General features: G+C 58.7%; 10 protein-coding genes. 8 read left to right on the top strand and 2 right to left on the bottom strand.

What is annotated here, in order from left to right; all coding sequences use genetic code 11:
• Nucleotides 1-31: 31 nt before the first annotated feature.
• Nucleotides 32-979 (bottom strand): tyrosine recombinase XerC, encoded by a 948-nt coding sequence (locus GH784_RS06690; protein WP_035252387.1) that lies wholly within the window; start codon nt 977-979, stop codon nt 32-34.
• A gap of 144 nt (nt 980-1,123) precedes the next feature.
• On the opposite strand from GH784_RS06690, the gene GH784_RS06685 reads away from it, so the two are divergent.
• The 8 genes from GH784_RS06685 to fdhD all read left to right on the top strand — a co-directional run bounded on the left by GH784_RS06685 (nt 1,124) and on the right by fdhD (nt 10,181).
• Nucleotides 1,124-3,340 carry a primosomal protein N' gene (locus tag GH784_RS06685; RefSeq protein WP_065705254.1) on the top strand — a complete coding sequence of 739 codons (2,217 nt, stop codon included), beginning with the start codon at nt 1,124-1,126 and terminating at the stop codon, nt 3,338-3,340.
• Between the two features lie 77 nt (nt 3,341-3,417).
• Nucleotides 3,418-3,804 (top strand): AGROH133_08824 family phage infection protein, encoded by a 387-nt coding sequence (locus GH784_RS06680; protein ID WP_019566060.1) that lies wholly within the window; start codon nt 3,418-3,420, stop codon nt 3,802-3,804.
• A gap of 261 nt (nt 3,805-4,065) precedes the next feature.
• The gene (locus tag GH784_RS06675) at nt 4,066-4,632 is read left to right on the top strand and encodes a F0F1 ATP synthase subunit delta (protein ID WP_026330904.1); all 567 of its coding nucleotides are present in this window, start codon (nt 4,066-4,068) and stop codon (nt 4,630-4,632) included.
• Nucleotides 4,632-6,161: a F0F1 ATP synthase subunit alpha gene (gene atpA / locus GH784_RS06670; protein ID WP_003516747.1), complete on the top strand. Its 1,530-nt coding sequence runs from the start codon at nt 4,632-4,634 to the stop codon at nt 6,159-6,161. Before GH784_RS06675 ends, atpA begins: the two co-directional genes overlap by 1 nt.
• 30 nt (nt 6,162-6,191) lie before the next feature.
• A complete protein-coding gene (locus GH784_RS06665) occupies nt 6,192-7,070 on the top strand; it encodes a F0F1 ATP synthase subunit gamma (protein WP_065705234.1) in 879 nt (292 codons plus the stop codon).
• A gap of 23 nt (nt 7,071-7,093) precedes the next feature.
• Entirely contained in the window at nt 7,094-8,548 is a 1,455-nt protein-coding gene (gene atpD / locus GH784_RS06660) for a F0F1 ATP synthase subunit beta (protein WP_003516750.1), read from the top strand.
• Between the two features lie 129 nt (nt 8,549-8,677).
• Nucleotides 8,678-9,088, top strand: coding sequence for a F0F1 ATP synthase subunit epsilon (locus GH784_RS06655; protein ID WP_003516751.1), 411 nt, complete (start codon nt 8,678-8,680; stop codon nt 9,086-9,088).
• Nucleotides 9,089-9,365: 277 nt separating this feature from the next.
• Nucleotides 9,366-10,181 (top strand): formate dehydrogenase accessory sulfurtransferase FdhD, encoded by an 816-nt coding sequence (gene fdhD / locus GH784_RS06650; protein ID WP_080800154.1) that lies wholly within the window; start codon nt 9,366-9,368, stop codon nt 10,179-10,181.
• A gap of 43 nt (nt 10,182-10,224) precedes the next feature.
• On the opposite strand, the gene GH784_RS06645 is transcribed toward fdhD, so the two are convergent.
• Nucleotides 10,225-11,997, bottom strand: a complete 1,773-nt coding sequence (locus tag GH784_RS06645) for a methyl-accepting chemotaxis protein (protein WP_038492338.1) — start codon at nt 11,995-11,997, stop codon at nt 10,225-10,227.
• Nucleotides 11,998-12,215: the final 218 nt, after the last annotated feature.

Here is a 12,215-nt window from a genome sequence, read left to right as displayed (position 1 = left end):
GATTAATGACTATGGTTAAGCATTTCCCGCTTCATGCGCGCGGGTGGGCATTATCGTAGATTTCCAGCAATCTTGCGGTATCGACGCCGGTATAGATCTGCGTGGTGGAGAGGCTGGCATGGCCGAGCAGTTCCTGAATGGTGCGCAGGTCGCCGCCGCCGGCCAATAGATGGGTGGCGAAGGAGTGGCGCAGCGCATGCGGTGTGGCGTTTTCCGGCAGGCCGAAAGCGCCACGCAACTTCTGCATCTCGCGCTGGATGATGGCAGGTTGCAGCTTGCCGCCGCGCGCGCCGAGGAATAGCGGCTGGTCGGCAGCCAGATGATAGGGGCAGAGCTTTTTGTAGGCCTCAACCGCTTCCGTTACCACCGCCAGCAAAGGCACCATCCGGGTCTTGTTGCCTTTGCCGGTGATGCGAAGGCTGCGGGCGTCGGGCGTGAAATCGGCCGGAGCCAGCCCGAGCGCCTCGGAGATGCGAAGACCGCAGCCATAAAGAAGCGAGAGAACCGCAGCGTTACGGGCGGCAATCCACGGCTCTTCATTCAATTGCGCCTCGGTGGTGGTTATTTTCAGCGCCTGCCGGTCCGTCAGCGGTTTCGGCAGAGATTTCGGCTGTTTCGGCGAGCGCATGGCGGTGGCCCCGGCCGCATTCACCAGACCTTTCTTTTGCAGATAGTGCAGAAAGGAACGCAGGCCCGCCAGATGCCGCCCCAGCGAGCGTGCGCCGGCGCCTTCCCTGCGACGACTGGCCAGAAAGGCGCGAAGATCGACCGGGCGCAGATCGGCGATATCGGCGATTGAAGCTGGCTTGCCGATATAGCCGGTGAGGAATGTCAAAAACTGGCGAGTGTCGCGCTCGTAGGCCTCGACGGTATTGTCCGCAAGGCGGCGTTCACCGGCAATCGCGGCAAGCCAGGATTGGCGCTCGTTCAAGAGATCGGGTGTGGCAAAAGTCAGAATTTCGGTCACGGGGCGCTCCATTCCTCTCCCAACGCTATGCCCTTATGGTCAGTATTTGGTTAAGGCTTGCGCCTGGGTTTTGCATCTGGCGTGGACTTTACCGGGGTCTGCCATTACATCCGGGCGGTTTCCTTTTTCATTCCGCCGGGGCATGTTCGCCACATCATGGCAAAAGATTCGTCCGATCTGTTTGGGGCTCTGTTCGACCCGCCGTCGCTCACGCGCACGGTGCCCGTTCTCGTGCCGATGCCGGCGCCTGGACCCTACAGTTATGCCGTGCCTGACGATATGGTGGTGGAGACCGGCTCCATCGTTCAGGTGCCGCTTGGACCACGGCAGGTCTTCGGCGTGGTGTGGGACGATGCAGGAGAGAAGAGCGTCGATCCGAAAAAGCTGCGGCCCATCACCAAGAGTTTCGAGTGCCCGCCGCTGAAAGCGGAAATGCGGCGCTTCATCGACTGGGTTGCCGCTTACACGCTTTCTCCGCCCGGCCTTGTGGCGCGCATGGCCCTACGCGCCCCCGCCGCCTTCGATCCCGAACCTATGATCGAGGGGCTGCGGCTGACCGAAGGCAGGCCGGAGCGGCTTACTCCCGCCCGCGAGAGAGTGATGGAACTGGCGGCCGAGGGCCATGGCTGGACGAAGAGTGGCCTTGCCCATGCCGCCGGCGTTTCTACCAGCGTTGTCGATGGTCTGGTCAAGCAGGGCGTATTCGAGACGGTATTTCTGCCCGCGCCGCCCGTTGTGGCCGAGCCTGATCCTGACTATGCCGAGCCGCGACTGGAAGGCCCGCAGAAACAGGCGGCATCGGAAATTCTCGAGGATGTGCGCAAGGGTGGTTTCCATGTTTCACTGATTGATGGTGTGACCGGCTCCGGCAAAACCGAGGTCTATTTCGAGGCGGTGGCGGAAACGCTGCGACAAGGCAAGCAGGTTCTCATCCTGTTGCCGGAAATCGCGCTGACGGCGGCCTTCCTGGATCGCTTTCACGACCGCTTCGGCGCTAAGCCGGCGGAATGGCATTCTGACCTGTCGCCGCGCATGCGCGAAAAGGTCTGGCGACAGGCGGTGACGGGTGAGGTGAAGGTGGTGGCCGGCGCGCGCTCGGCGCTGTTCCTTCCCTTCGACAATCTCGGCCTCATCATCGTCGATGAGGAGCATGACCCGGCCTACAAGCAGGAAGACCGCGTCTTTTACAACGCCCGCGACATGGCGGTCGTCAGAGCCCGGATCGGGGATTTCCCGGTGGTGCTGGTCTCCGCCACGCCGTCAGTGGAAAGCCAGGTCAACGGCAGTTCTGGCCGCTATAACACCATCCATCTGCATACGCGCTTCGGCGATGCGGCGATGCCCGATCTGCATCTGATCGATATGCGTCGCCATCCGCCGGAAAGGGGAGGGTTTCTTTCGCCGGTTCTCCTGCGCGGCATCGGCAAAACCATCGAAAAGGGCGAGCAGTCCCTGCTCTTTCTCAATCGTCGCGGTTACGCGCCGCTGACGCTCTGCCGGGTCTGCGGTCACCGTTTCCAGTGCCCGCAATGTTCGAGCTGGCTGGTGGAGCACCGGTTCCGCAATCAACTGCAATGCCACCAGTGCGGTCACAACGAGCCGACGCCGGACCATTGCCCGGAATGCGGCACCTTCGATCATCTGGTGGCCTGCGGGCCTGGGGTAGAGCGGATCGCCGAGGAGGTGGAGAAACACTTTCCCGAGGCCCGCACCATCGTGCTCTCCTCTGACCTGATGGGCGTCAAGCGGCTGCGTCTGGAGCTGGAGGCGATCGTCAAGGGAGAGGCGGACATCGTCATCGGCACGCAGCTGGTTGCCAAGGGGCACAACTTCCCCCTTATGACGCTTGTCGGTATTGTCGACGCCGATCTCGGGCTTGCCAATGGCGATCCGCGCGCAGCGGAGCGAACGTTCCAGCTGCTCTCGCAGGTGACCGGTCGCGCCGGGCGAACCGGGCTGAAAAGCCACGGCCTGTTGCAAACCTATCAGCCGCAACACCCTGTTATGCAGGCAATCGTCTCCGGCGATGCATCTGCCTTTTACGAAAGGGAGATCGTGGAGCGGGAAAAAGCCGTTCTTCCGCCTTTCGGACGGCTTGCCTCAATCATCGTTTCCGCCGATACGCGTGCGGAGGCCGAAACCCATGCGCGGGGTTTAAGGGCAGCAGCACCGCAGGTTACGGGCATCATGCTGCTCGGCCCGGCGGAAGCGCCGCTGGCGCTTATCCGTGGCCGGCACCGTTTTCGCCTGCTGGTGCATGGTCGGCGCAATTCCGACATGCAATCCTTCCTTCGAACGCTTATGGCCAATGGCCCGAAGGAACGCGGCAGCGTGCATGTGCAGCTCGATATCGATCCGCAAAGTTTCCTTTGAACTTTATCAATGGGGACGTTTTCCCGCTGTCATGACCGTGTCATAACGCAGCAGGCAAAAATGATTTGGGGAACGAGATGGAGTTTTATTTTCCCGCCGAATTCGGCGAGCAGCTGGCCTTCGGCGCTGCGGTGGTGTCGGTCGTGATCGGCCTCTTTTTCATGTTTGCACCAGGCGTTACTCTGCGTGCCTTCGGTCTGCAGGCGATCGGCGAGCGCCGGGATGGTTACGCGCTTGTGCGCTCGTCGCTTGCCGGTTTTTATCTCGGCCTCGGTGCTTCCGCCCTGCTTCTGGCGCAGCCCATGGTCTATCTCGCCTTCGGTGCGGCTTTCGGTCTCAGCGTGTTCGGCGGCATTCTCTCCATTCTCTCGGATGGAGGCGCAACAGTGCGGAATTTCATACTTCTGGTTGTACACCTTCTGTTGTCTGCACTGTCGTTGAGCTACGTGTTCGGACTGGTCTGAGACGGGCTTTTTGGCTTTTGTGCCGCACCTGCGGCGCATCCTGGGCGGAATCGGAAAATTTAAACGCATTCCCCCTTGCCCAAACGGCGCTTTCCGCTATTACGCGTGTTGCGAGTCCCGGCGTCCTATGCTAGACGGACCGCGAAATTGGGAAAAGGCAGGGGGGAATTCCGGTCTTTTTCGGGGAAATTGAAACGATTTCAAGAATTTGATGCGGAGGATCCCCCTCGCTGATGTTCTTGGACGATTAGCAGGGAAAAAGTGCCCGTGGCAGATACCTCCCATGGAACATCCGGTGTAGCCGAAAGGTATGCATCGTCGCTTTTCGAGCTTGCTTTGGAAGCGGGTGCGGTCGAGGCAGTTGGAGCCGATCTGGACAGGTTCGGCGCACTTCTCGATGAAAGTGACGATTTGAAGCGTCTGGTTGCGAGCCCGGTGTTTTCCGCCGAGGATCAGTTCAAGGCAATCACCGCAATCTGCGAGAAGGCCGGTATTGCCGGTCTTGCTGTCAATTTCCTCAAGGTCGTTGCGAATAACCGCCGTCTGTTTGCCGTTCCCGGCATGATCCGCGCCTATCGCTCCATTGCTGCTGCCCATCGCGGCGAAATTACCGCCGAGGTCACCTCGGCACATGCGCTCGACGAAGCGCAAGAAACTGAACTGAAGGCGGCGCTGAAGAGCGTTACCGGCAAGGATGTGACGGTTTCCGTTACCGTTGATCCTTCGATCCTCGGTGGCCTGATCGTCAAGGTTGGTTCTCGCCAGATCGATACGTCTCTTCGCACCAAACTTTCCACCCTTAAGCTTGCACTGAAAGAGGTTGGCTGATGGATATCCGCGCCGCGGAAATTTCCGCAATTCTGAAAGATCAAATCAAAAATTTCGGCAACGAGGCGGAAGTCTCGGAAGTCGGTCAGGTGCTTTCCGTCGGTGACGGTATCGCCCGCGTCTATGGTCTCGACAATGTTCAGGCCGGCGAAATGGTCGAGTTTCCTGGCGGCGTTCGCGGCATGGCGCTCAACCTCGAAGCCGACAACGTCGGTGTGGTTATCTTCGGTTCCGACCGTGCCATCAAGGAAGGCGACACCGTAAAGCGGACTGGCGCTATCGTTGACGTTCCGGTCGGTCCGGAACTGCTCGGCCGCGTCGTTGACGCCCTCGGCAACCCGATCGACGGTAAAGGCCCGATCAACGCCGCCAAGCGTTCGCGCGTTGACGTCAAGGCTCCCGGCATCATTCCGCGTAAGTCGGTTCATGAGCCGATGTCGACCGGCCTCAAGGCTATCGACGCCCTCATCCCGGTTGGCCGCGGCCAGCGCGAGCTCGTCATCGGCGACCGCCAGACCGGCAAGACCGCGATCATTCTCGACGCGATCCTGAACCAGAAGGCCATTCACGACAATGGTCCGGAAGGCGACAAGCTTTATTGCGTCTACGTTGCTATCGGCCAGAAGCGTTCGACCGTTGCCCAGTTCGTAAAGGTTCTGGAAGAGCGCGGCGCCCTGCAGTATTCGATCATCATTGCTGCCACGGCTTCCGACCCGGCTCCGATGCAGTACCTTGCACCGTTTGCCGGTTGCGCCATGGGCGAATACTTCCGTGATAACGGCAAGCACGCCCTCATCGGTTATGACGACCTTTCCAAGCAGGCCGTTGCTTACCGTCAGATGTCGCTTCTGCTGCGCCGTCCTCCGGGCCGCGAAGCTTATCCGGGCGACGTCTTCTACCTTCACTCCCGTCTTCTGGAGCGCGCTGCAAAGCTCTCCGACGAAATGGGTGCTGGCTCTCTGACGGCTCTGCCTGTCATCGAAACCCAGGGCAACGACGTTTCGGCCTTCATTCCGACCAACGTGATCTCGATCACCGACGGTCAGATCTTCCTTGAAACCGACCTGTTCTACCAGGGTATCCGTCCGGCCGTTAACGTCGGCCTGTCGGTTTCGCGCGTTGGCTCTGCCGCCCAGATCAAGGCGATGAAGCAGGTCGCCGGTTCGATCAAGGGTGAACTTGCCCAGTATCGCGAAATGGCCGCCTTCGCCCAGTTCGGCTCGGACCTTGACGCTTCCACGCAGCGCCTGCTTAACCGCGGTGCCCGCCTGACCGAGCTTCTGAAGCAGCCGCAGTTCTCTCCGCTCAAGACGGAAGAGCAGGTCGCGGTGATCTTCGCCGGTGTCAACGGTTATCTCGACAAGATTCCGGTCGCGCAGGTCGGCAAGTTCGAGCAGGGTCTGCTCTCCTACCTCCGCTCGGAAGGCAAGGCGATCCTCGACACCATCCGCACGGAAAAGGCAATCAGCGACGATACCAAGAGCAAGCTTAAGGGCGCTCTTGATAGCTTCGCGAAGTCTTTCTCGTAATTAGGGCTCTTTTACTCGGACGGATAACGGATGCCTTCACTAAAGGATCTGAAAAACCGCATTGCCTCCGTAAAGGCGACGCAGAAGATTACCAAGGCGATGAAAATGGTCGCCGCGGCGAAGCTTCGGCGCGCCCAGGAAGCTGCGGAGGCCGCCCGGCCTTATTCTCAGCGCATGGGCGCCGTTCTTGCCAACATCGCCAAGGCGGTAGAGGCGGACGTCGCTCCGGCGCTGATGACCGGCACCGGCAAGGACAACGTGCATCTGCTCGTTGTCTGCACGGCTGAACGTGGTCTTTGCGGCGGTTTCAACTCGCAGATTTCCCGTTTTGCCCGCGATCAAGCCCGCAAGCTGATTTCCGAAGGCAAAACGGTCAAGATCATCACGGTCGGCAAGAAGGGTTACGACAGCCTTCGTCGCGAATTCGCAGCTAATATCATCGAGCGTATCGAACTGCGCGAAGTGAAGAAGGTCGGTTTCGAAAACGCCGACCAGATCGCCAAGAAGGTGATCTCCCTGTTCAATGCGGGTGAATTTGACGTCTGCACGCTGATCTACTCGGAATTCAAGTCCGTCATCAGCCAGATCCCGACCGGTCTGCAGCTTATTCCTGCCGCAGTCCCTGTTGTGGAAGAGGTTGAGGTAACGCAGAGCGCCGTCTACGAATATGAGCCTGATGCGGCTTCTATTCTGGAAGACCTTATTCCGCGCAACATTTCGGTTCAGGTTTTCCGGGCTCTGCTCGAAAACGTTGCCGGTGAAATGGGCGCCAAGATGAGCGCGATGGACAACGCAACGCGCAATGCCGGTGATATGATCAACAAGCTGACGCTTTCCTACAACCGTCAGCGTCAGGCTCAGATCACCAAGGAACTCATTGAAATCATTTCGGGCGCGGAAGCGCTCTGAGGTAAGGAAAGAGGGTAAGGATAATGGCTAAGGCAGCTACCCCCAAGAAAACCGCAGCGGTGAACGGCGCGGGCAAGGTTACCCAGGTTATCGGCGCTGTTGTCGACGTGGCGTTCGAAGGCGAACTGCCTCCGATCCTCAACGCGCTCGAAACCGATAACAACGGCAACCGCCTCGTTCTGGAAGTCGCTCAGCATCTCGGCGAAAACGTCGTACGCACGATCGCCATGGACTCGACCGAAGGTCTCGTCCGCGGTCAGGTCGTCGCTGATACGGGCGCCCCGATCGAGGTTCCGGTCGGTCTGGAAACGCTCGGCCGCATCATGAACGTCATCGGTGAGCCGGTTGACGAAGCAGGTCCGATCGTAACGGCCAAGAAGCGCGCCATCCACCAGGACGCACCGTCTTACGTCGAGCAGTCGACTGAAGGCCAGATCCTTGTTACCGGCATCAAGGTCGTTGACCTTCTGGCTCCTTACGCCAAGGGCGGCAAGATCGGCCTGTTCGGCGGCGCTGGCGTTGGCAAGACGGTTCTCATCATGGAACTGATCAACAACGTCGCCAAGGCGCACGGTGGTTACTCGGTATTCGCCGGCGTGGGTGAGCGTACCCGCGAAGGTAACGACCTCTATCACGAAATGATCGAGTCGAACGTCAACAAGCTTGGCGGCGGCGAAGGTTCCAAGGCAGCTCTCGTTTACGGCCAGATGAACGAACCGCCGGGCGCCCGCGCTCGCGTCGCTCTGACCGGTCTGACGATCGCTGAAAACTTCCGCGACGAAGGCCAGGACGTTCTGTTCTTCGTGGACAACATCTTCCGCTTCACGCAGGCTGGTTCGGAAGTGTCGGCTCTTCTCGGCCGTATTCCTTCGGCTGTGGGCTATCAGCCGACGCTCGCAACCGACATGGGCCAGATGCAGGAACGCATCACCACCACGAACAAGGGTTCGATCACCTCGGTTCAGGCGATTTACGTTCCCGCCGACGACTTGACCGACCCTGCACCGGCCACTTCGTTCGCGCACCTTGACGCAACGACGGTTCTGTCGCGTTCGATCGCAGAAAAGGGTATTTACCCGGCTGTTGACCCGCTCGACTCCACCTCGCGCATGCTCGACCCGATGATCGTCGGTGAAGAACACTACGAGGTTGCCCGTAAGGTTCAGTCGACCCTGCAGCGCTACAAGTCCCTTCAGGACATCATCGCCATCCTCGGCATGGACGAACTGTCGGAAGAAGACAAGCTGACGGTTGCCCGCGCCCGTAAGATCGAGCGCTTCCTGTCGCAGCCGTTCTTCGTTGCCGAAGTCTTCACCGGTTCTCCGGGCAAGCTCGTCGCACTCGAAGACACGATCAAGGGCTTCAAGGGCTTGGTCAACGGCGAATACGACAGCCTGCCGGAAGCAGCTTTCTACATGGTCGGTTCGATGGAAGAAGCCATCGAAAAGGCAAAGAAGCTGACTGCTGAAGCTGCCTGATTATGAATTGGCGGGCGCGTGGTTCGACCACGCGCCTTGCCGACGGTGACGGTGAAACCGGAACGGCTTTGCCGGCGTTTTAATAAACAAGTCCGTGACGCCCGCGTAATTGAAAAGAAGTGAATAGCCATGGCTGACAGTTTCAAATTCGATCTCGTTTCCCCGGAACGTCTGCTGGTTTCCGAAACGGTTACGGAAGTCGTCATTCCGGCTACGCTGGGTGAGATGACGGTTCTGGCGAATCACGCGCCCACCATGACGACGATCAAGCCGGGCCTGGTGACGGTGAAATTCGCCTCTGGCGAAACCCATAAATACGTCGTTTTCGGTGGTTTTGCCGATATTCTTCCGACAGGTTGCACGCTTCTCGCCGAATCCGCTGTTTCGGCTGACGATATGTCCCCTGACACGCTGCAGAAGCGCATCGATTTGGCCAAGGCCGAAATCCAGGAAGGCAATCATCACCACGAACATCTGACCAAGCTTGAAAAGCATCTCTACGAACTGACGAACCTGCATGAGGTTCTCGTCGCCGCTTGAAAGCACCGGGCGGGTTCGAAAGAATGACTGTCCACACAATACCGAAAACAAAAAAGCGGCCGTTTCGGTCGCTTTTTTGTTTTCGGCCACTGCCTGTTTTCTTAAGCAGGCAGAAAAATCTGAGTTCTCGTTCCAGTAAAAGCGTCTCGGTCCGCTCATTACGTTTGCGGAAATCGATTCCGATTTTCAGGGCGATAGGCTAGACATGAGGGTGAAAAGTAACATCGCTGTTGTCGATCGAGAGCAGACGAGAAGTCATGTTTCTTGTCATGGAGGGATGATCGCCGTGTCGATAGAAGCCAGTTATCGAAGGGTCGCAAGATCCGCGCTGCGACAGGGCGCCCTCAGCACGGGGGAGCGCGCCGTGCCGGAGGAGGTGCCGGTTGCCTTTTCTTACGGCGGCAGCACCCATGCCGTGATGATGGCTAGTCCCGCTGATCTTGTCGATTTCGCCGTCGGCTTCAGCCTGACGGAGGGCATCATATCGGCACGCACCGAAATCCGGGCGATAGAGGTCATTGAAGCCGGGCAGGGCTATGATGTCCAGGTGGATCTGATGGATGCCGAGGCTGATGCCCTGCGGGCGAGACGGCGGCATATGGCGGGTCCGGTTGGTTGCGGTCTGTGCGGGATCGAATCCATAGAACAGGCGGTTCGCGTGGTCCCCGATCTCAGCGGCGCGAGAATGTCGATCCACGGTGATGATATCGTTGCCGCGGTGAAAGCACTGAGCGACGCACAAAGCCTCAACCGCGAAACGAGAGCCGTTCACGGTGCGGGTTTTTATAGTCCTCAAGATGGTTTGCTTGCGGTGCGCGAAGATGTCGGTCGCCACAATGCGCTGGACAAGTTGGCCGGTGCTGTCGTGAATGCCGGTATTTCCGCCAAGACAGGCATTGTTGCCGTCACCAGTCGCCTGTCGGTGGAGATGGTTCAGAAGACAGCGATCCTTGGTAGTCCGGTTATGGCAGCAATTTCGGCTCCTACCGCGCTTGCCATCGAAACCGCCGAGAGTGCGGGCATCACGCTTGTTGCGCTGGTGCGGGGTGAAGACTTCGAAATCTTCACCCGTGCGGACCGCGTCATTTTATAATGCCAGTTGCCGGCCGGCATTGGCATCCGGGCTTCGAAGCATACTAAAACTCCGCCCATTCGGGCGCAGCATTTCCGTGAGACCTTGCCGTTGTGTATCGCGGCTGTGGTGCTGTCAGCCTCGTTATTGCAGCGGGTCTTTTATTGATCGGCTGGGCGGATGATACCTGTCCTTCGCGCGATATTCTGAACTGCCGCAGCAATTCGTGCAGGTTGTCCGCTTCATTGGCGAGGCCGTGGCTGGCGGCAGTGGTTTCTTCCACCATGGCGGCGTTTTTCTGGGTCGCCTGATCCATAACGTTGACGGCCTGGTTGATTTCTCTCAGACCGTTGGCCTGTTCGCGCGAGGCCTCGACGATGGCCGAGACGTTGGCATCGATTTCGCCCATTTGCGATTGAATATCCCGCAGCGCACCGCCGGTTCTGCCAACCAGATCGACGCCATTGGCGACCTGTTCGCGGGAGGTGTTGATGAGGGACTTGATTTCCTTGGCAGCAACGGCGGATCGTTGCGCGAGTTCCCGCACCTCTTGGGCGACCACCGCGAAACCCTTGCCCGCTTCACCGGCACGAGCAGCTTCCACGCCCGCATTCAGCGCCAGTAGATTGGTCTGGAATGCGATGTCGTCAATGACGCCGATGATGTTGGTGATTTCACCGGAGGAGCGCGAAATCGCGTCCATGGCGGAAATTGCCTGCTGAACGACTTCACCGGAATGTTCGGCATGTTCTCTCGTGCGCAACACCAGTTTCCCGGCCTCGCCGGCGCGCTGGCTGGCATCGGTCACGGTGGTGGTGATTTGCTCCAGCGCCGCTGCTGTTTCTTCCAGCGAGGCCGCCTGCTGTTCGGTTCGCTGCGACAGCTGATCGGCGGCTATGCGGATTTCACCCGAGCCGGATGCGATTGTCGAAGCATTGTGAGCGATCGTCTGCATGGTGGACTGAAGCTTGCCGACCACGTCGTTGAAGTCCTGGCGCAATTTCTCCATGCTGGGCACGAAGCTGCTATCGAGGCGCTGCACCAGGTCACCCTCGGCCAGTGCCTGCAAGGCATCGGCGAGAAGGGTGATGGCGCTCATACGCGGCGTCACGTCGGTTGCGAATTTCACAACCTTCACCACCTTGCCTGTCTCATCCAATACCGGGTTGTAAGCGGCCTGGATCCATATCTCCTTGCCGTTCTTTCCATAACGAACAAATTCGTCCGAGATGAATTCTCCGGATGCCAGCCGCGGCCAGAAATTGGCATAGGCTGGCGATGCTGCATAGGCCGGATCGCAGAACATACGGTGGTGCCGGCCTTCGATTTCCTTGAGGTCGTAGTTGACAGTGGCGCAGAAATTCGGATTGGCGGTAATGATCGTGCCATCCGGCAAAAATTCGATGGTGGCCTGGGAGCGTGAAAGCGCTTCGAGTTTGCCAGCATCTTCTACAGCCTTGATCTTCTTGGCTGTGATGTCGGTCGCTATCTTGACAACCTTATAGGGTTTGCCTGACCTGAAGACGGGGTTGTAGGAGGCCTCGATCCATATGGTCGATCCATCCTTGCGTATGCGGCGATATTCCTTGCCCTGAAATTCGCCGCGCGCAAGAGATTCCCAGAATTCCTGGTATGCGTGCGATGCGACAAATTCCCGGTCGCAGAAGATACGATGATGCTTGCCGACGATCTCCGCGAGATCATAGCCCAGCGTCACACAGAAATTGCTGTTTGCCGTAAGAATATTGCCTTTAAGATCGAATTCTATGACTGCCTGCGATCTGGATATCGCATCGAGCATATTTCGATTGTCTGCGCTTTTCCCTAACCCCAGCATTAACGTCCCCCAAATAGCGGCCTCGGCGCGCGCTGCCGCACAGGAGGTGTGGTCGGCGCCGTATCATGTTGAACAACGAACAGGTTCTGCCGCCAAAGGCAGCAATGCAGGCACTTGCGACTTGTCTGCCTCGGTCAGGTATCGGACCCCGCGTGATGTGATGTAGGCGCGATACTGTTCGTCGGCTTTTAATATTAGATATCTATAATATTAAAATG

The sequence above is a fragment of the Agrobacterium tumefaciens genome (assembly GCF_009649785.1).
Classification (GTDB): domain Bacteria; phylum Pseudomonadota; class Alphaproteobacteria; order Rhizobiales; family Rhizobiaceae; genus Agrobacterium; species Agrobacterium tumefaciens.
The sequence above is the reverse complement of the archived record's forward strand: the minus strand, read 5'-3'. Positions and strand labels throughout refer to the sequence as shown.

Coding starts and splice junctions, on each gene's coding strand:
- GH784_RS06690 (WP_035252387.1), bottom strand. CDS start 979: ATGGAGCGCCCCGTGACCGAAATTCTGACTTTTGCCACACCCGATCTC.
- GH784_RS06685 (WP_065705254.1), top strand. CDS start 1,124: ATGGCAAAAGATTCGTCCGATCTGTTTGGGGCTCTGTTCGACCCGCCG.
- GH784_RS06680 (WP_019566060.1), top strand. CDS start 3,418: ATGGAGTTTTATTTTCCCGCCGAATTCGGCGAGCAGCTGGCCTTCGGC.
- atpA (WP_003516747.1), top strand. CDS start 4,632: ATGGATATCCGCGCCGCGGAAATTTCCGCAATTCTGAAAGATCAAATC.
- GH784_RS06665 (WP_065705234.1), top strand. CDS start 6,192: ATGCCTTCACTAAAGGATCTGAAAAACCGCATTGCCTCCGTAAAGGCG.
- atpD (WP_003516750.1), top strand. CDS start 7,094: ATGGCTAAGGCAGCTACCCCCAAGAAAACCGCAGCGGTGAACGGCGCG.
- GH784_RS06655 (WP_003516751.1), top strand. CDS start 8,678: ATGGCTGACAGTTTCAAATTCGATCTCGTTTCCCCGGAACGTCTGCTG.
- fdhD (WP_080800154.1), top strand. CDS start 9,366: ATGATCGCCGTGTCGATAGAAGCCAGTTATCGAAGGGTCGCAAGATCC.
- GH784_RS06645 (WP_038492338.1), bottom strand. CDS start 11,997: ATGCTGGGGTTAGGGAAAAGCGCAGACAATCGAAATATGCTCGATGCG.